Here is a 17261-nt window from a genome sequence, read left to right on the forward strand (position 1 = left end):
TGGCTACTCCTTGGATGAAGAACGGGAAGAAGAATCGAGAGAAGAGGCCGCAGGGTATACCGGAGCGGGCGCTTCGCCGCAATCGGCCTGCGCCGACAGCTTGGCCTCGGCCAACCTGATCAAGCGCGTCAGCGCTGCATCGTGAATTGCATGGCGCTGCAGTTCGAGCAAAGTCTGCTGCGCATAGTCCAGCGAACTGCCATAGCGGCCGACCGCGCTGGCGAAGATGCTGCGGTAGCGCTCATCGTCGAGGTTGCCGGTGAAGTTGGGACTGCGCCGCGACAGGGTGAAGGCCAGCGCCCGCACCGATCCGTGCGGCGTCGTGCAATCGAGCCATCGGGGGTCGTAGACGCCGGTCGGCATCTCGCGCAGCCAGAGCCGGCCCAGCGTTTCGAGCCCATCGGCTGCGGCCACGCGGAACACCATGCCTCGGCAGCTGCCGCCCGAGAGCAGGCCGAACACCAGGCCAGGATTCTCGACCGTGCCGCGATTGATGCGGCTCCACATCTTCAGCGCCCGATGCCAGCCGTGCACCCGCGCGGGGTGCCGCTCGATGAAGCCGAACTCGGGACGCCAGATCAGCGAGCCGTAGCCGAACACCCAGAGATCCTGGTGGCCGCCCCATTCGGCGATCACGCGGTCGAGCATCGGTTTCGGGTCGCGCAGCGGTTTGAGCATGGGGTCCAAACCGGGCGGGCCGGGGTCGCCACCTACAATTTCACGGTCATGGTTCACCGCACCATTATTTACCGACCGCTTTCCTACGGAGATCGACCCATGGCAGGCATAGCCGACGACGACAGCCAGCAGAACTTCATCCTGGCCTTCGTGCTCGCGCTGATCGCGCTGGTGATCTTCTTCGTGATCGGGATCGTGCTCTACACACAGGGCCACAAGGCCGCTGCGATCGCCACCCCGGACCGCGTGGCGATCATCACCGAAACCGTGGCGGTGGTGATTCCCGACGGCGCGAGCATCCGCGTGCAGGGCGGGGTCGTGAACTTCTATTTCGCCACCGGCAGCGCCGATCTAGCCCCCGGCGCGGCAGGCGCCCTGGCCACGGTGATCAAGGGCGTCGAAGACGGGCGTAAGGCGGTGGTCTCGGGCTTCCATGACGCGACCGGTGACGGGGGCCGCAACGCGCAGCTGGCGCAGAAGCGCGCGGAGATGGTGCGCAACGTGCTGACCGGGCTGGGCGTGCCGGCCGACAAGGTCGAGCTCAAGACGCCCGCCGTCACCACCGGTTCGGGGAACAACGCCGAGGCGCGCCGCGTCGAGGTCCGGCTGGTCGACTAAGGCTCACCAAGGCAGCTGCATCGGCTTCGCTTCGAGGTCGAACACCCCGACCGGGGCCGCCGGAAACACGCCGGTGATCTCCATCGGCTCGTCGCCCACATTGAAGATCTGATGCGGCACGTCGCGCGGCAGCAGCACGCTGCTCGCGGCGGCGAAGCGGTGCACCTGTCCGTCGAGGTGCACCTCGCCACGGCCCGAGTGGCACAACACGACCTCCTCGGTGTCATGGCTGTGCGGCGGCGTGGCCGCGCCGGGCGCCAGCGTCTGCCGCCAGATCGACAACTGGGTCAATCCATGCTCGTGGCCCGCCAGGGTGCGGTGGGTGATTCCGGGCAGCTCTGCCACGGGCAGGGTGGCGTGGGAAAGGACGTTGCGGGCAATGGCGATCATGGGGCGGCTCCGTGCGATCGAGTGAAGGTGAAGGCAGTGTGCTGGGCCGCGAAGCGTGAGTGAAGACAGCGCAATGGCCTAACATTGAGGACATTCGTTCCTTAATCGGAGGCGCCATGCAGGGCCTGCAGCAGTTCCTCGCCTTCACCGAGACCGTCAAGCACGGCAGTTTCGCCGCCGCCGCGCGCGAAGCGGGCACCGTGCCTTCGACGCTGGCCAAGGCAGTGCTGAGGCTGGAGCATTCGCTCGGCGTCAAGCTGTTCCATCGCACCACGCGCCAGGTCACCCTGACGCCGGACGGCGAGCGCCTGTACCACCGCTGCCAGCGCGTCCTCGCCGAGATCGAGGACCTGCATGCCGACGCTGCCGGCACGCGGGCCACGGCAACGGGTCTGCTGCGCATCGACATGCCGATCGTCTTCGGCCGGCGCGTGATCCTGCCACTGCTCGCGCGGCTCCAGCAGCAGCACCCGCGGCTTGAAATGGACGTGCGCCTGCAGGACGGCTACGTCGATCTGGTCAAGGACGGCATCGACCTCGCCATCCGGGTCGGCGCACTTCAGGATTCGTCGCTGGTCGCACGCCGCTTCGCGAGCCAGACCTTGCTGCTGGTCGCCAGCCCCGCCTACCTCGAACAGCATGGTCATCCGGCCTCGCTGCGGGCGCTGGCACAGCATCGTGCGATCGTGTTCCGCATGCCGACGAGCGGCCGCGACCGCCCCTGGCAGTTCGTCCAGCGCGGCCACGCCGTCACCCTGCATCCGCAGAGCCAGATGCGACTGAACGACGGCGAAGCCATGGTGCAGGCAGCGATGCTCGGCCAGGGCCTGGCGCAGCTGCCCCACTACATGGTCGAAGACGAGCTCGGCGATGGGCGCCTGGTCGAGATCCTGCCTTCGCTGCGGCCGCCGGCCATGCCGATCAGCGCCGTGTACCCTTCCCAGCGCCTGTTGCCGCCGCGAGTGCGGGTCGTGCTCGATGCCTTGACGACACCCTAGGGTCTTGCGGGCTTGGTAGGATGCAGGGCCACGCAACCTGCGCGTGGCAGGGGCCGCGCGCAGCCCCACTGCACAGTGAAGCACTCATGACTACACATCCCACCGTACGCGATGTCACCGAGCGCATTCGTGCGCGCAGCCGGGACCTTCGAAGCGCCTATCTCCAGCGTCTGACCGAGACCCGCAACCGCGACCGCGGCTCCGACCGCATGGGCTGCGCCAACGTGGCGCATGCGGTAGCCGGCATCCCGGCCAGCGACAAGTTCAAGGTGGTGACGGAGCGCGCACCCAACATCGGCATCGTCAGCGCGTACAACGACATGCTCTCGGCCCATGCGCCGTACCAGGGCTATCCCGACATCGTCAAGCACGAGGCGCGCCGCCTCGGCGCCACCGCGCAGGTGGCGGGCGGCGTGCCGGCGATGTGCGACGGCGTCACGCAGGGCACGCCCGGCATGGAGCTGAGCCTGTTCAGCCGCGACGTGATCGCGATGGGCACGGCGGTGGCGCTCACGCACGACATGTTCGATGCCGCGCTGCTCCTGGGCGTGTGCGACAAGATCGTGCCGGGCCTCTTGATCGGCGCGCTGCACTTCGGCCACCTGCCCACCGTCTTCGTGCCCGCGGGGCCGATGCCCTCGGGCCTGTCGAACAACGCCAAGTCCAAGGTGCGCGAACAGGCGGCCCAGGGGCTGGTCGGCCGCCAGGGCCTGCTCGATGCCGAGATGGCCGCCTACCACGCGCCGGGCACCTGCACCTTCTACGGCACCGCCAACAGCAACCAGATGCTGCTGGAGGCGATGGGCCTGCACGTGCCGGGCACCGCCTTCATCCAACCCGGCGATGCAATGCGCGAGGCGCTCACGCGCGAGGCGGTGCGCACGGTGCTCGGGCTGGCCGCCGAGAAGCCTTACGCCACGCCCCCGATCGGCGAGATGGTCGACGAGCGAGCGATCGTCAACGCCATGGCCGCGCTGCTCGCCACCGGCGGCTCGACCAACCACCTGATCCACTGGGTCGCGGTCGCGCGCGCCGCCGGCATCCTGATCGACTGGAACGATTTCTCCGAGCTCTCGGAGGTGGTGCCGCTGCTCACGCGGGTCTATCCCAACGGCAGCGCCGACGTCAACGAATTCCAGGCTGCGGGCGGTCCCGGCTTCGTGATCGGCGAGCTGCTCGACGCCGGCCTGATGCATGCCGACGTGCTGACCGTGCGCGCCGGCGGCCTGCGCGAATACGCCGGCATCCCCACCCTGGCCGGCGCGCCCTCGGACGAGCACGTGCTGAACTGGCATGCTGCCGCACCCTCGAAGAACGAAGCCGTCGCGCGGCCGGTCTCGGCGCCGTTCAGCGCCACCGGCGGCCTGAAGTTGCTGAACGGCAATCTCGGCCGCAGCGTGATCAAGGTGTCCTCGGTGCCGGACGACCGGCACGTGATCGAGGCGCCGGCCCGCGTCTTCGATTCGCAATCCGCGCTGCAGCAGGCCTTCACTGCGGGCGAGCTCGAACGCGACGTGGTCTGCGTGGTGCGCTGGCAGGGCCCGCAGGCCAACGGCATGCCCGAGCTGCACAAACTCACGCCGCCGCTGTCGGTGCTGCAGGGCAAGGGCTTCCGCGTGGCGCTGGTGACCGACGGCCGCATGAGCGGCGCCTCGGGCAAGGTGCCGGCTGCGATCCATGTCTCGCCGGAGGCCGCGGCCGGCGGCCCGCTGGCCAAGGTGCGTGACGGCGACCTGATCCGGCTCGATGCGGTGGCCGGCACGCTGGCCGTGCTGCTGCCGGCCGACGAATGGGCCGAGAGAGAAACCGCGACCCTGCCCGACGAACTGCGCACCGCCAACGGCCACGGCCTCGGCCGCGACCTGTTTGCCGGCATGCGCCGCAATGCATTGACTGCCGAAGAAGGAGCCTGCACATGGCTGTGAACCCGATGCTGTCCGCCATCGACGTGATGCGCGACGCCCCCGTGATCCCGGTGATCGTGCTGCACGACGTCAAGGACGCGGTCCCGCTCGCGCGCGCGCTGGTCGCCGGCGGCATCCGCATGCTCGAAGTGACCCTGCGCACGCGCGAGGCGCTCGAATGCATCGAGATCATCGCCAAGGAAGTGCCCGAGGCCGTGCCCGGCGCCGGCACCATCCGCAGTGCGGCCGACGCGCAGGCTTCGGCGCTGGCCGGCGCCAGGTTCGGCGTCAGCCCGGGCTATACGCGTTCGGTCGGCAAGGCCTGCCACGACCTCGGCCTGCCGCTTTTGCCCGGCGTGGCGACCGGCAGCGAAATCATGCTGGCCCAGGAAGACGGTTTCACCGAGCTCAAGTTCTTCCCGGCGGTGCAGGCCGGCGGCCTCGCGATGCTCAAGGCCTGGCAAGGGCCCTTCGGCGAAGTGAAGTTCTGTCCCACGGGCGGGATCACCGCGGCCAACGCGCACGAGTTCCTCTCGCTGGCCAACGTGGCCTGCGTCGGCGGCTCGTGGATCGTGCCGACGGAAGCGATCGCGGCCGGCGACTGGGGGCGCATCGAGGCGCTGGCGCGCGAAGCCAGCCAGCTCCTCCGATGAGCGCGGAGAAATTCGATGCCGGCGAGCTGAAGGTCATCGCCTTCGATGTCTTCGGCACGGTCGTCGACTGGTACAGCGGCATTGCCGCCGAGGCCGAGCGCATCGTGCCGGGCGTGGACGGCGGCGCCTTCGCGCTGGCCTGGCGCGCCGGCTACCAGCCCGCAATGAAGAGCGTGATGGAGCGCCTCGCGGCCGGCGAGGGCGGCTTCACGCTGCTCGACGAGCTGCACATGGGCATTCTCGAAGTCGTGCTGCGCGACTTCGGCCTCGGCGGTCTGGAGCCGGAGCGCAAGCGCGAGCTGAACAAGGCCTGGCACCGTCTGCCGGCCTGGCCGGATGCGGTGGAAGGTCTCGCACGGCTCAAGCGCAAGTACATCGTCTGCACGCTGTCCAACGGCAACATCGGCCTGCTGACCGAGATGGCCAAGAACGCCGGGCTGCCCTGGGACTGCGTGCTGTCGGCCGAGGTCTTCAAGGCCTACAAGCCCGATCCGCGCACCTATCTCGGCGTCGCTGCGGTGTTCGACGTCACGCCCAGCCAGGTCATGCTCGCGGCCGCGCATCACGACGACCTGGCCGCCGCGCGCACCTGCGGCCTGCGTACCGGCTACATCGAGCGGCCGGAGGAGTTCGGGCCGGGCAGGCCCAAGGACGTGTCGCCGCGCGCGGACAACACGCTGCATGCGCGCGACATCGGCGCGCTGGCGGACTTGCTGGGCTGTTAGTGCAGCCCAGCGCCGGCCGCGTCTTCGGAACGCTGGATCAGCTCGATCTTGCAGGAGGTGGATGGACGGTGTGCTTCAAGCACCCATGTATGTTTGTAGCGCTCATCCCGCACATGTTGGCGGCGTTCATCTGGCGTGGTCGAGCGTGTAGACAGTCACGGTGACGCCAACCATCCGCGCAGGTTCTCGCCCTCTGCTTCGGACACGATGGAAAACCGCACCGCGTGCTCCTCGGGCGAGCAGAGCCATGCGACGCCGATCCCAGCGAAGAGGCGGCCCGGCGATACTTGAGGGACTTGGTCATATATTGCGTGCCTGCATCAGTGACGCACAACGACGCGATCTTGTGGGTTTGGGCAAACATAAGGTCTATGGTTAGCGCAGGACCTGCTCAAAGGCGTACCGGCACGTTGCCTGGATCTGTTCCGGGGAGAGGTTGCGATCCGCTGGGATGCGCGCGGCGTCGCGAACCATGTCGTTGACTTCAGCGAATGTCTGCGCACTGAGCTTTCGCACTTCGTCGGCCAAGTCTCCAAGCGCGGGCGCGACACGCGCACGCCAGTGCTCATTGAATTCATCCAGCAGGGCGCCGAAGAGTTCGATCGTGTCGTAGATGTACAGCACGTCCTGGGCTCTTTTGTTGGCGGGTCGATATTGCTGGATCAGGAACTTCTGGACCATAAAGCACAGCGGGTTGGCCACCTGCACATCCATGCGCGCCGGCAGGGGAATGCCTTCTTGTGGTCCCAGGCTGGTCACCCAGGGATCGACGAGTAGGACGTCCAAGTGTCGGATCTTCTGCGCTGAAATGCCTGCCTTCGCCATGGTCGCGTCGGCTTCGCCACTTCGTTTGCGGCCGCTTCCCGCCAGGGGTGTGAGGAACTCGGCATAGAAGCCGCCGGCGTCGTCGCCAAGCGTGTAGTGCGCCGCCGGTGGTCGATGGTCGCCGCTCAACTCCTCCTGGAAGCCATGCTGCATCAGCGCCCGCTTGATGTCGCCTTCTATGGGCTCCTTGCTGGCAAAGGCGAGGTCTGTGTCGCGGGTGAACACCGGCTGATAGTCCGGGCGATTTGCCCTCGGGTCCAGCCGGTGCAGGCGATGGCCCCACCCGCCGATGAATATCAGTTGTTGGCGCCAAGGAGCCAGTGCCTGCACAAGTTTCGCAAAGGCCTCTAGGTCGTTCATATGTGTCAGCTTTCGACAATCGGCGAAAGAACTTTCTCGTAGATTAGGTGGGCTTGCTCAGCGCCCCGCGTCGGATGGTGCATGGTGTCCAGCCATGTCTGGATGACGTCGGTCACCTTGAGCCCGTTTCGATCGACGGCCCCTCTGAACGTCGATTGCGGAAAAGGCGCTTGCCGCAGGATCAGGTCCGGCCGTTCGACCGGATGGGCCATCAGCCCAGACCAGTCCGACGCACCCACCTGAGGCAGCTTGCGGACGTAGACGTACGGGGGCACGCCGCTCACGTGCCCGAAATGCAGTTCATCGGCAGCGGCAAAAAGCCCTAGACAGGCGTCTTCCGGATGCTTTCCCAGCAACCCTCGGATTTGCGGGGGGACCGGGGCTCTGAGAAGAAAGCGGCATGGCATCTCCGGACAGGAACGCATCGCGGCGGCGCCCCAGCGGCGAAACAGTTCTTTGCGGCGGACGAGCTTCAGATAGGGGGATGAATCGCTCAGGTATCCCTCGCTGCGCAATTGCTGCAGGAATCGGGATGCGCTCATGGCGGAGACCTGCGCAGCTTCGGCCAGATCGGAGCCGCTCCGAAACTTCTTTCCCGGGGCGTTCAGCAGGTCCTCGGGCAGCTCCCGTGCCAGGAGGAGCTTCAGCATCCACTGGTTGAGATCCGAGAACAGATTGATGGCCTGCGGCGGGTGAATAGCGGCAGAGCGTCTGTGTGCTTCCGGTAAACGATTCAGTTCTTGGAGCGCCGCGCCACTGAAATATTGTTCGCCGCGTCCGGAAATGAGGCCGACAGGCACATCCTTCGCGAATCTCTGGGCAAACGAATCCACGTGCTTTGCCAAAGACGGGGATGCCTCTGGCACATGGACGATCGCGAGGGGGAGGGCGTTGTTGAAGTATTTGGCCGCGGCCTGGGCTTGAAGAATCGCCATCGAGAGCACCGGTAGCACGCGGTCTGGGCGGCTTTCGGAGACCGCCTTGATCTCGACAATGAACCGTTGCTTCCCGCGCCGGATGATCAAGTCTGCGCCGTCTGGGACGTGAGGCGGCACTTCCACGGACCAGTCGTGGGACCGGAAGAAGTCGGCAACGTACTTCTCGGCAGGCGCTATGCGCCTGTTTGGCGACAGAGGGGCTGGCATGTGAGGGGCTCATCTAACACGGCCATTTTATTTAACATGGCCGTGTTGTCAACCATGGCCATGTTATCGGCTCAGCCGCGAGTCGTCAAAGCCCAGTATGCACAGGACAGCGCGCGAGCAGACGCGTTCGGTAGAAGTCAGAAAGCGCGAGCGGCAAGTGTGGGTTGTCCTCTGCCATGTAGCGCAACCATGCCATGCCATGCGATTCGTGACGCCACCGAGCAACAAAAAAGCACTGCTTGCGCGGCCCCTTTCATTCTAAAGTGCTATGCGCTGCGCAGCGGATCGGCGTTCTTGGCGGCTGAATGGCGGCTGTCGTCGTAAGTTGTTGATTCTCTTTGTATAAGTTCGATCTTGTAGCCGTCCGGATCGGTCACGAAGGCGATCACGGTGGTGCCGCCCTTGACCGGGCCGGCCTCGCGCGTGACGTTGCCGCCCGCGGCCTTGATCTTTTCGCAGGCCGCGTAGGCATCGGGCACGCCGAGCGCAATGTGGCCGTAGGCCGTGCCGAGCTCGTAGCTTTCGGTGCCCCAGTTGTAGGTCAGCTCGATCTCGGCCTGCGCCGGATTGCCCTCGTAGCCGACGAAGGCCAGGCTGTACTTGTATTCGGGATTCTCCGAAGTGCGCAGCAGTTGCATGCCGAGCACCTGGGTGTAGAAGTCGATCGAGCGCTGGAGATTGCCAACGCGCAGCATGGTGTGGAGAAGTCGCATCTCGTGGGGTGGTGCAGAGTGGTTGTCGCCGGCGATTGTCGGTTCAGGCGCGGCCGGCGAGTGTCAGCAAATGCGCTTCGTGCTTCTGCAGGAAGGCACGCAGGTGCTGCGGATACTCGGGCACCACGGCATGGCGCACGCTGGGGCGCTCCGACAGCGCCCGGCGCCAGGCGCGCACCTTCGGGGTCTTGTCGAAGATGTGCGAATCGCTGATCTGGTCGAACACATCGAAGTAGCGAAAGATCGGCGCGAAGACCGCATCGACCAGGCTGAAGCGCGCGCCGGCGAAGTAGGGCCCATTGGGCAGTGCAGTCAGCGCGGTCTCGACGCGTTGGAACTTGGCGACGAGCGCCTGCCGCTTCTGCTCGAACACATCGGCATCCCGCGTGGTCTCGTAGCCCCACAGGTCCGCGAGGATCGCGGAGCCGAATTCCATCCACGCCCGGTGCTCGGCGCGCGCGAGCGGGTCTTCCGGGTGCAGCCGCGGGCCGGGCTGGGTTTCCTCGAGGTACTCGCAGATCACGTTGCTCTCGAAGAGCACGGCATCCTTGCCGTTCGGCTGCGGCACGCGCAGCAGCGGCACCTTGCCGAGCGGCGAGATCTCGAGGAACCAGTCCGGCTTCTGCGCGAGATCGATCACCACGCGTTCAAAGGGCACGTCCTTCTCAAGCAGCGCGATCGCGGCGCGCTGGACGTAGGGGCACAGCAGGTGGCTGACGAGGGTGAGTTGGGCGGTCATTCGTGCTTTCGTGTTGTTCAAGTGAATCGAAAGCGCGATTCTTGCGGGGCTCAAAAACCTTTTCTGAAAAAGCCCATGCGCGTCATTCCGCAGCGCTGCCGGTCCAACGCGTCAGCCGTCCGTTGTGCATGACGCCGACGTGGTCGGCCATCGCCTGCGCCTCGGCCTCGTTGTGCGTGACCAGCATGGCGGTCTGGCCAGCGGCCTTGAGGATCTCGCGCACCTCGGCCGTCAAGCGCTCGCGCGTGCCGGCGTCGAGGTTGGAAAAGGGCTCGTCGAGCAGCAGCAGGGCTGGCGCCGGCGCAAGCGCGCGCGCCAGTGCGATGCGCTGCTGCTGGCCGCCGGAGAGCTCGTGCGGATAGCGTTCGCCGGCCTCGGCCAGGCCGACCAGCGCGAGCATTGCCGCCACGCGTGCTTCGCGCTCCGCGCGCGCCAGCCGCCGCAGGCCGAAGCCCACGTTCTGCGCCGCCGTCAGATGCGGGAACAGCGCGTACTCCTGGAACATCATGCCGACGCGGCGCTGTTCGGGCGGCAGGTGGATGGTGGGCGACGACAACAGCTTGTCGCCGAGCCGGATCTGCCCCGCGCGCACCGGTTCGAAGCCCGCGATCGCGCGCAGCACCGTGGTCTTGCCGCAGCCCGAGGGACCGAGCAGGCAGCCGATGCGGCCGGCCTCGAGCGCGAGCGAGAAGCCGTCGACCACCGTGTGCAGCCCGCGCGCGCCTTCGTAGGCGATGCGTACGCTGTCGAGTTGCAAGCTTGCGCTCATTGATTAACCTCCGCGCTTTGCGCTGCGGTGCTATTCGACTTGGGAGCGGCCCGGCGTCTCATGCGTAGACCCCTTCGGGCGCAGCGCCGAGGCGGTTGCGAGCCAGCAGGATCACCGGCAGGAGCCCGGCGAGCACGATCGCCAGCGCGGCGATGGCGCCTTCCTCGTAGGTGCCGCGCGCGGCCTCCGCGTAGAGCCAAGTCGCCAGCGTGTCGAAGTTGGCGGGCCGCAGCAGCAGGGTGGCCGGCAGCTCCTTCATGGCATCGACGAACACCAGCAGCGCGCCGGCGGCGATGGCCGGCTGCAGGAGCGGCAGGTGCACGCGGCGCAGCGTGCCGCCGGCCGTCTCGCCGAGCAGGCGCGAGGCCTGTTCGAGCGCCGGCGGGATGCGCGCCAGCCCGGCTTCGATGCCGCCGACCGGCATCGCGAGAAAGCGGATTGCGCAGGCCATGACGAGCACGATGCCCGCGCCCATCAGCGGCAGTCCCTCACTGCCCAGCAGCGCCCCGAGCGCGGCATCGAAAGCCAGCGCCGGCGTGAGCAGGCCGATGGCCAGCACCGTCCCCGGCAGCGCGTAGCCGAGCGTGGCGACCCGTGCCTGCCACCGGGCGCGGTTGACCGTCGAGCCTTGGCTGCGCACCGCCCAGGCCACCACGAGCCCGGCGGCGACGGCGGCCAGCGTCACGCCGGCGGCCAGTGCGAGGGTGTTGCCCAGGCTCGCGAGCAGCCCGTCGGAGATGCCGCCGCCCTGGCGCAGCCGCTTGGCCGTTTCCCAGACCAGGTAGAGCGCCGGCGCGACGAAGCCGATCGCGACCGGCAGCGCCGCCGCGATGCTGGCCGCCCAGGCCGCTGCGCCGTGCAGGCGGCGCGGCTGGATCGCGCGCATGCGCTGCGCCGAGCCGAAGCGCTGGTGGCGCCGCCCGTTGCGTTCGAGCAGCACCAGCGCCACGACAACGATCAGCATGGCGCAGGCGATCTGCGCCGCTCCTGCCAGGTCGGAGCGCGTGATCCAGGTCGTGTAGACCGCGACCGTGAGCGTCTGGATGCCGAGGAATTCCGAAGCGCCGATGTCGTTGAGCGCCTCCAGCAGCGCCAGGCTCAGGCCCACGGCGAGCGCGGGCCGGGCGAGCGGCAGCGCGACGCGGAAGAAGGCGCCGCCGCGGCTTTCGCCCAGCGTGCGGGCCGCTTCCATCAGGTGGGCAGGCTGGGTCATGAACATGGCGCGCGCGGTCATGTAGACATAGGGGTAGAGCACGAAGCCGAGCACGAAGATCGCACCGGGCATCGAGCGCAGGTCGGGCAGGCGGAACTGGCGCGGGCTGTCGAAGCCCAGCGCCCAGCGGATCGCCCCTTGCACCGGGCCGATCGGGTGCAGCAGGTCGAGGTAGGCGAAGGCGACGATGTAGGTCGGCATGGCCAGCGGCAGCAGCAGGGCCCAGTGCAGCACGCGTCGCCCCGGAAAGTCGCAGGCCGTCACCAGCCAGGCGCAGCCAGTGCCGATCACCAGCACCAGCACGCCCACGCCGGCCAGCAGCACCGCGGTGTTGATCGCGGCCTGCGGCAGCACGTGTTCCGCGAGGTGTGCCCAATGCTGCAGACCCGAACCCAGCGCGAGCCAGGCCAGGCTCAGCACCGGCGCGAGCACGCCGAGGGCGATAAGAATCGACGCGGCCCGCCAGACGGGCCCAACCGCTTTCATACCCCCACGCTCGGCACTTCGTGTCCTCGCTGGACGGGGCGCCGCGAGACGCGTCGCCTCTTCGGTCCGTCCAAGCCTGCGCAGGCAGGCTTGGAGCCGCGGGCCTCAGCCCCGCAGGGCCTGACGCGCCTTGGGGCGGCCCGGCGACGCGTCACTGGTCGAAACCGACCCTGTCCACCAGCGCGCTGGCCTGCTTGCGGTACTTGGCGATTTCGGTGATGGGAAGCGGGTCGACCTTCAGCTCGCCGATGCTGGAGGCGATGATCGAATCGAGCGCCACGCCCTTGCGCACCGGGTACTCGTAGTTGGTTTCGGCATAGAAGGCCTGGGCCGGCTCCGACACCAGGAACTCGAGCAGCTTGACCGCGTTCGCGCGGTTCGGCGCGTTCTTCGCGACCGCCGCGCCGCTGATGTTGACGTGCGTGCCGCCGCTCTTGGCATTGGCGAAGGTCGGGCGGATCACCTTGATGGCGTCGCCCCACTTGCGCGCATCGCTGCCTTCCTTCGAAGCCTTCATCTGGCCCACGTAGTAGGAATTGGCCAGCCCGATGTCGCAGATGCCGCCGAGAATGTCGCGCGCCACGTCGCGGTCGCCGCCGGTGGCCTTGCGCGCCAGGTTGGCCTTGACGCCGCGCAGCCACTGCTCGGCCTTGGCTTCGCCGTCGTGCGCGATCATCGAGGCCACGAGCGCCGTGTTGTACGGATGCTGGCCGGAGCGGATGCAGACCTTGCCCTTGTACTTGGGATTCGCGAGATCCTCGTAGCGGAAGGAAGTGAGCGGCAGGCTCTTGTCGGCGTACAGCACGCGCGCGCGCATCGACAGCGAGAACCACTGGCCGTCGGCGCCGCGCAGGTTGGCCGGGACGGCCGATTCCAGCGCCGCCGATTTCACCGGCTGGGTGACGCCGCCGTCGACCAGGTCCATCAGGTTGCCGATGTCCACCGTCATGAGCACGTCGGCCGGCGAACGGGTGCCTTCGGCCTTGACGCGCTCGAGCAGGCCGTCCTTCACGAACACCATATTGACCTTGACGCCGCTTTGCGTGCTGAAGGCGGTGATCAGGGGCTGGACAAGGCCGGGCTCGCGCGTGGTGTAGAGCGTGAGTTCCTCGGCCGCGTGGGCGGGCAGGGCGCCGGCCAGGCAGGCGGCGGCGATGCAGGTCAGCGCGCAAAGGCGAGCGGTCATGGGCTTCTCCAGAGTCGTTTGTAAAAAGCACCGGCGCTCATTCGTTTGCGAACGCCGATACGAATCATTATCACTCTTGGAGGACCGGATTTCGGCCTTTGTGCTTACCGGCGCAGGGCCTACTCGCGTTGCGGCGGGACTTCGAACACCAGGCAGGTGGTGGTGGCGTGCGCATAGAGCGTGCCGTCGGGGCCGACCAGCCGCGCCTCGGCGGTGGCGAGCTGCCGCCCGCAGTGGATCACCTTGCCCTCGGCGCGCACGCGCGGGACCTTGGGCGTCAGGGCCTTGACGAGGTTCACGCCCAGCTCGGCCGTGGTGTAGGCGCGGCCGGCCGGCATCATGGTGTGGACCGCGCAGCCCAGGGCCGAGTCGAGCAGGGTGGCGAACCAGCCGCCATGGATGGTGCCCAGCGGATTCAGGTGCCGCGCGAGCGGCGTGCCCTGGAACACGGCCTGGCCTGGGGCGACGGAAATGAGCGAGAAATCCAGCGTCTTGGCGATGGCGGCGTAGGGGATTTCGGCGCGCAGCATGGCTTCCATCATCTCCAGCCCGGTCTTGCCTGCGAGCTGTTCGGGCCGCGCCAGGCCGGGGCCGGGGCCCGCATTCAACCGCTCCGCAATCGTTTCTTCCTCGGCGATCCAGGCCGCCAGTTGCTCCGTCGCGTTCATTCGAATTCCTTTAAAGATTGCATATGCAATCATTGTAGCTACAATAAATCACATGGATGCTATCGCAAAGCCGCAAGGCTGTACCAATTCCCGGCTCCGGCGTCTCCTGCGCCAGGTGGCCCGCCACTACGACACCGAGGTCACCAAAAGCGGCCTCAAGACCACGCAGTACTCGCTGCTGTCGCACGTGGTGCACCTCGGTCCGCTGCGCCCGAGCGATCTCGCGCATGCGATGAACATCGACGCCTCGACGCTGACGCGCAACCTCAAGCCGCTGATCGCGGCAGGCTGGCTGACCCAGGGCGAGGGCCCCGATGCACGCAGCCGGCTGATCGCGGTCACGGAGGCCGGCCGCAAGAAGCGAACCGAAGCGCAGCGCCACTGGCGCGCGGCACAGGAAAAACTCAACGCCCTGCTCGGCATCGAGCGGGTCATCGCGCTGCACGCGCTGATCGACGAGAGCATCGCGCTGCTGCAACCCGCGGACGCTGCCGAAGAGGGAGATGCGGATGAATGACAAGACGACCGCCGCGCCTGCCATGCCCGTGGCGCGCTACGCCCTCTGGCTGGTGCTGCTGGCCGCCGCCGGCACCTTCGCGCTCACCATGGGCGTGCGGCAGACGATGGGACTCTTCCTCTCTTCCCTCAACACCGCAACCGGCCTGGGCATCGGCAGCATCAGCCTGGCCTTCGCCTTCGGCCAGCTCTGGTGGGGACTCACGCAGCCCTTCGCGGGCGCTGTCGCCGACCGCATCGGCACCGGCCGCGTGATCTTCATCGGCGTGCTGCTGGTGGCGCTGGGCACCATCATCACGCCGCTGATGACGACGACAGCCGGGCTGATCTTCGCGATCGGCGTGCTGGCCGCGGGCGGCGCCGGCATGGCGGGGCCTTCGGTGCTGATGGCCGCCGTCACGCGCATGGTGCCGCCGGCCAAGCGCGGCGTCGCCACCGGCGTGGTGAACGCCGGCGGTTCCTTCGGCCAGTTCGCGATGGCGCCGATCGCGATCGCGCTGATGGCCGGCGTCGGCTGGGCCAGCGCGATGCAATGGCTCGGCGTGCTGATCCTGCTGGCCTTGCCTGCGGTGCTCGTGCTGAAGGGCAATTCGAATCTGCTCGCGGCCCAGTCGGCCGCGGCGAGCGGCACCAAGCCGCTGACGGCGCGCCAGGCGATCGGCCAGGCGCTCGCCACGCCGAGCTACCGCTACCTGAGCCTCGGCTTTCTGGTCTGCGGCTTCCACGTCGCCTTCCTGGCCACCCACCTGCCGGGCGTGGTGGCGGCCTGCGGCCTGCCGCCGGAGATCGGCGGCTGGGCGCTGGGCGTGATCGGCCTCTTCAACATCGTCGGCAGCCTGGCCATGGGCTGGGCCGTCGGGCGCTGGCGCATGAAGTCGCTGCTGGCGCTGCTCTACGCGACGCGCGGCATCGCGGTGCTGATCTTCCTGCTGGCGCCCAAGACGCCGGCCGTGATGATGGTGTTCGCCGCCGTCATGGGCATCACCTTCCTCTCGACCGTGCCGCCGACCGCGGGCCTGGTCGCCAAGATGTTCGGCCCGGCCAACATGGCGATGCTGTTCGGCGTCGTGATGCTGGCGCACCAGGTCGGCGGCTTCATGGGCGCCTTCCTCGGCGGCTACGTGTTCCAGGTGACGGGCAGCTACGACATCGTCTGGTACATCGACATCGCGCTGGCCGCCGGCGCAGCGCTCGTCAACCTGCCGATCCGCGAGTCGCGGCCGGTGCTGGTGGCGAAGGCCGCGGTGAAGGCCGCGGTATGAGCGCCGTCGACCCGCGCACGCGCCTTCTGCTCGAGGCGCCGATCGTGCCGACGCTGTTGCGCCTGGCCGCGCCCAACGTCTTGGTGATGGTCGCCCAAGCCGCTGTCGGCCTGATCGAGACCTACTTCGTCGGCAAGCTCGGCACCGATGCGCTGGCCGGCATGGCGCTGGTGTTCCCGATCGTGATGCTGATGCAGATGACCTCGGCCGGCGCGATGGGCGGCGGCATCGCCTCGGCGATCGCACGCGCGCTCGGCGCCCGGCGCCGCGACGATGCCGATTCGCTGGTGCTGCATGCGATCCTGATCGCGCTCGGCTTCGGCCTGGTGTTCACGCTGGCGCTCCTCTTCGGCGGGCGCTGGCTCTATGCGCTCATGGGCGGCACCGGCGCTTCGCTCGATGCGGCCCTGACTTATTCGAACTGGGTGTTCGCGGGCGCGGTGCTGGTCTGGCTCTTCAATTCGCTGGCGGCGGTGATCCGCGGCACCGGCAACATGTCGGTGCCGGCCAACGTGACAGTCGCCGGCGTGGTGGTGCTGGTGCCGCTGTCGCCCTTGCTGATCTTCGGCTGGGGTCCGATCCCCGGCATGGGCATCGCCGGCGGTGCGATCGCACTCTTGCTCTACTACCTGGCCGGAACGCTCGCGCTGTGGGCCTACCTGCGCGGGAGCCGCAGCCTGCTCAAGCCTTCGTGGGCGAAGGCGCGCTTCCAGTGGCCGCTGTTCGCCGACATCCTGCGCGTCGGCCTCGTGGGCGCGGTCTCGACCGTGGCCACCAACCTGTCGATCGGCATCGCGACGGCGCTGGCAGGCCAGTTCGGGCCCGGCGCGATCGCCGGCTACGGTACCGCCTCGCGGCTCGAGTACCTGCTCGTGCCGCTGGTATTCGGCCTCGGCGCGCCGCTGGTCGCGATGGTCGGCACCGCCATCGGCGCGGGACAGCGCGAACGCGCCCTGCGCGCCACCTGGGCCGGCGCGGCGATGGCCTTCGTGCTCACCGAAGCCATCGGCCTCGCGGCCGCGCTGTTCCCGCGGCCCTGGCTGATGCTCTTCGGCAGCGATCCGGCGATGCTCGAAGCGGGCTCGCAGTACCTGCGCGCGGTCGGGCCCTTCTACGGCTTCTTCGGCGTCGGGCTGGTCCTGTACTTCGCTTCGCAGGGCGCGGGCCGGCTGCTCTGGCCGGTGCTCGGCAACATCGCGCGCCTGGCGGTTGCCGGAATCGGCGGCTGGCTCGCATTGCGCTGGGGCGGCCAGCTGAGTCACGTATTCGTCGCCCAGGGCGTGGCGCTCGTGGTGTATGGCACCGTCATCGCCTCGTCGATCGCCGGCGGCGCCTGGTTCGGCCGTGTCGGCTGGCCGCGCACCACGGCCGGGCTGCTGCGGCGCGTTCAGCAAACCTGATTCCTCCCCCTCA

Annotated in this window: 18 protein-coding genes; 8 read left to right on the top strand and 10 right to left on the bottom strand. The window is 68.0% G+C overall.

All coding sequences use genetic code 11. The annotated features are described in order from the left end of the window. Positions 1-3: 3 nt before the first annotated feature. The gene (locus EJI01_RS08090) at positions 4-678 is read right to left on the bottom strand and encodes a gamma-glutamylcyclotransferase (RefSeq protein ID WP_185878864.1); all 675 of its coding nucleotides are present in this window, start codon (positions 676-678) and stop codon (positions 4-6) included. Positions 679-786: 108 nt separating this feature from the next. On the opposite strand from EJI01_RS08090, the gene EJI01_RS08095 reads away from it, so the two are divergent. Then, positions 787-1296 (top strand): OmpA family protein, encoded by a 510-nt coding sequence (locus tag EJI01_RS08095; protein ID WP_126836935.1) that lies wholly within the window; start codon positions 787-789, stop codon positions 1294-1296. 3 nt (positions 1297-1299) lie between these two features. On the opposite strand, the gene EJI01_RS08100 is transcribed toward EJI01_RS08095, so the two are convergent. Then, positions 1300-1686, bottom strand: coding sequence for a cupin domain-containing protein (locus EJI01_RS08100; RefSeq protein WP_126836609.1), 387 nt, complete (start codon positions 1684-1686; stop codon positions 1300-1302). A gap of 116 nt (positions 1687-1802) precedes the next feature. Here EJI01_RS08100 and EJI01_RS08105 point away from each other — a divergent pair, with 116 nt between their 5' ends. The 4 genes from EJI01_RS08105 to EJI01_RS08120 all read left to right on the top strand — a co-directional run bounded on the left by EJI01_RS08105 (position 1803) and on the right by EJI01_RS08120 (position 5966). After that, entirely contained in the window at positions 1803-2684 is an 882-nt protein-coding gene (locus EJI01_RS08105) for a LysR family transcriptional regulator (protein WP_126836610.1), read from the top strand. 86 nt (positions 2685-2770) lie between these two features. Beyond that, entirely contained in the window at positions 2771-4609 is a 1839-nt protein-coding gene (gene edd / locus EJI01_RS08110; protein ID WP_126836611.1) for a phosphogluconate dehydratase, read from the top strand. Continuing rightward, positions 4600-5241, top strand: coding sequence for a bifunctional 4-hydroxy-2-oxoglutarate aldolase/2-dehydro-3-deoxy-phosphogluconate aldolase (gene eda / locus EJI01_RS08115; RefSeq protein WP_126836612.1), 642 nt, complete (start codon positions 4600-4602; stop codon positions 5239-5241). The genes edd and eda overlap by 10 nt, the downstream gene beginning before the upstream one ends. Beyond that, positions 5238-5966, top strand: a complete 729-nt coding sequence (locus tag EJI01_RS08120) for a haloacid dehalogenase type II (protein WP_126836613.1) — start codon at positions 5238-5240, stop codon at positions 5964-5966. Before eda ends, EJI01_RS08120 begins: the two co-directional genes overlap by 4 nt. Positions 5967-6341: 375 nt before the next feature. On the opposite strand, the gene EJI01_RS08125 is transcribed toward EJI01_RS08120, so the two are convergent. The 8 genes from EJI01_RS08125 to EJI01_RS08160 form a co-directional block, all read right to left on the bottom strand. Beyond that, the gene (locus EJI01_RS08125; protein ID WP_126836614.1) at positions 6342-7151 is read right to left on the bottom strand and encodes a GSU2403 family nucleotidyltransferase fold protein; all 810 of its coding nucleotides are present in this window, start codon (positions 7149-7151) and stop codon (positions 6342-6344) included. A gap of 5 nt (positions 7152-7156) precedes the next feature. Next, the gene (locus EJI01_RS08130) at positions 7157-8296 is read right to left on the bottom strand and encodes an RpiR family transcriptional regulator (protein WP_126836615.1); all 1140 of its coding nucleotides are present in this window, start codon (positions 8294-8296) and stop codon (positions 7157-7159) included. Between the two features lie 266 nt (positions 8297-8562). After that, positions 8563-9009: a lactoylglutathione lyase gene (gene gloA, locus EJI01_RS08135; protein WP_126836616.1), complete on the bottom strand. Its 447-nt coding sequence runs from the start codon at positions 9007-9009 to the stop codon at positions 8563-8565. Positions 9010-9052: 43 nt separating this feature from the next. After that, a complete protein-coding gene (locus tag EJI01_RS08140; RefSeq protein WP_126836617.1) occupies positions 9053-9748 on the bottom strand; it encodes a glutathione S-transferase family protein in 696 nt (231 codons plus the stop codon). Positions 9749-9830: 82 nt separating this feature from the next. Next, the gene (locus EJI01_RS08145; protein WP_126836618.1) at positions 9831-10517 is read right to left on the bottom strand and encodes an ABC transporter ATP-binding protein; all 687 of its coding nucleotides are present in this window, start codon (positions 10515-10517) and stop codon (positions 9831-9833) included. 58 nt (positions 10518-10575) lie between these two features. Continuing rightward, the gene (locus EJI01_RS08150) at positions 10576-12216 is read right to left on the bottom strand and encodes an ABC transporter permease (protein WP_126836619.1); all 1641 of its coding nucleotides are present in this window, start codon (positions 12214-12216) and stop codon (positions 10576-10578) included. A gap of 151 nt (positions 12217-12367) precedes the next feature. After that, positions 12368-13402, bottom strand: a complete 1035-nt coding sequence (locus EJI01_RS08155; protein WP_126836620.1) for a Fe(3+) ABC transporter substrate-binding protein — start codon at positions 13400-13402, stop codon at positions 12368-12370. A gap of 119 nt (positions 13403-13521) precedes the next feature. Further along, the gene (locus tag EJI01_RS08160; protein ID WP_185878865.1) at positions 13522-14070 is read right to left on the bottom strand and encodes a PaaI family thioesterase; all 549 of its coding nucleotides are present in this window, start codon (positions 14068-14070) and stop codon (positions 13522-13524) included. Between the two features lie 52 nt (positions 14071-14122). Here EJI01_RS08160 and EJI01_RS08165 point away from each other — a divergent pair, with 52 nt between their 5' ends. The 3 genes from EJI01_RS08165 to EJI01_RS08175 are packed head-to-tail and all read left to right on the top strand — an operon-like array spanning position 14123 to position 17248. Beyond that, positions 14123-14587, top strand: a complete 465-nt coding sequence (locus EJI01_RS08165) for a MarR family winged helix-turn-helix transcriptional regulator (protein WP_126836622.1) — start codon at positions 14123-14125, stop codon at positions 14585-14587. Continuing rightward, positions 14580-15848 carry an MFS transporter gene (locus EJI01_RS08170; RefSeq protein ID WP_126836623.1) on the top strand — a complete coding sequence of 423 codons (1269 nt, stop codon included), beginning with the start codon at positions 14580-14582 and terminating at the stop codon, positions 15846-15848. Before EJI01_RS08165 ends, EJI01_RS08170 begins: the two co-directional genes overlap by 8 nt. Continuing rightward, complete coding sequence (locus EJI01_RS08175) at positions 15845-17248, top strand: MATE family efflux transporter (protein WP_126836624.1); 1404 nt, start codon at positions 15845-15847, stop codon at positions 17246-17248. The genes EJI01_RS08170 and EJI01_RS08175 overlap by 4 nt, the downstream gene beginning before the upstream one ends. The last annotated feature ends 13 nt before the right edge of the window (positions 17249-17261 follow it).

Origin of the sequence: Variovorax sp. MHTC-1, from assembly GCF_003984645.1 — a bacterium.
In the GTDB taxonomy this organism is placed as follows: Bacteria; Pseudomonadota; Gammaproteobacteria; order Burkholderiales; family Burkholderiaceae_C; genus Variovorax.

What these genes read in the sequence shown, in the direction of transcription:
- EJI01_RS08090 (WP_185878864.1), bottom strand. Translation starts at nt 678, where the DNA reads ATGCTCAAACCGCTGCGCGACCCGAAACCGATGCTCGACCGCGTGATC.
- EJI01_RS08100 (WP_126836609.1), bottom strand. Translation starts at nt 1,686, where the DNA reads ATGATCGCCATTGCCCGCAACGTCCTTTCCCACGCCACCCTGCCCGTG.
- EJI01_RS08105 (WP_126836610.1), top strand. Translation starts at nt 1,803, where the DNA reads ATGCAGGGCCTGCAGCAGTTCCTCGCCTTCACCGAGACCGTCAAGCAC.
- edd (WP_126836611.1), top strand. Translation starts at nt 2,771, where the DNA reads ATGACTACACATCCCACCGTACGCGATGTCACCGAGCGCATTCGTGCG.
- eda (WP_126836612.1), top strand. Translation starts at nt 4,600, where the DNA reads ATGGCTGTGAACCCGATGCTGTCCGCCATCGACGTGATGCGCGACGCC.
- EJI01_RS08120 (WP_126836613.1), top strand. Translation starts at nt 5,238, where the DNA reads ATGAGCGCGGAGAAATTCGATGCCGGCGAGCTGAAGGTCATCGCCTTC.
- EJI01_RS08125 (WP_126836614.1), bottom strand. Translation starts at nt 7,151, where the DNA reads ATGAACGACCTAGAGGCCTTTGCGAAACTTGTGCAGGCACTGGCTCCT.
- EJI01_RS08130 (WP_126836615.1), bottom strand. Translation starts at nt 8,296, where the DNA reads ATGCCAGCCCCTCTGTCGCCAAACAGGCGCATAGCGCCTGCCGAGAAG.
- gloA (WP_126836616.1), bottom strand. Translation starts at nt 9,009, where the DNA reads ATGCGACTTCTCCACACCATGCTGCGCGTTGGCAATCTCCAGCGCTCG.
- EJI01_RS08140 (WP_126836617.1), bottom strand. Translation starts at nt 9,748, where the DNA reads ATGACCGCCCAACTCACCCTCGTCAGCCACCTGCTGTGCCCCTACGTC.
- EJI01_RS08145 (WP_126836618.1), bottom strand. Translation starts at nt 10,517, where the DNA reads ATGAGCGCAAGCTTGCAACTCGACAGCGTACGCATCGCCTACGAAGGC.
- EJI01_RS08150 (WP_126836619.1), bottom strand. Translation starts at nt 12,216, where the DNA reads ATGAAAGCGGTTGGGCCCGTCTGGCGGGCCGCGTCGATTCTTATCGCC.
- EJI01_RS08155 (WP_126836620.1), bottom strand. Translation starts at nt 13,402, where the DNA reads ATGACCGCTCGCCTTTGCGCGCTGACCTGCATCGCCGCCGCCTGCCTG.
- EJI01_RS08160 (WP_185878865.1), bottom strand. Translation starts at nt 14,070, where the DNA reads ATGAACGCGACGGAGCAACTGGCGGCCTGGATCGCCGAGGAAGAAACG.
- EJI01_RS08165 (WP_126836622.1), top strand. Translation starts at nt 14,123, where the DNA reads ATGGATGCTATCGCAAAGCCGCAAGGCTGTACCAATTCCCGGCTCCGG.
- EJI01_RS08170 (WP_126836623.1), top strand. Translation starts at nt 14,580, where the DNA reads ATGAATGACAAGACGACCGCCGCGCCTGCCATGCCCGTGGCGCGCTAC.
- EJI01_RS08175 (WP_126836624.1), top strand. Translation starts at nt 15,845, where the DNA reads ATGAGCGCCGTCGACCCGCGCACGCGCCTTCTGCTCGAGGCGCCGATC.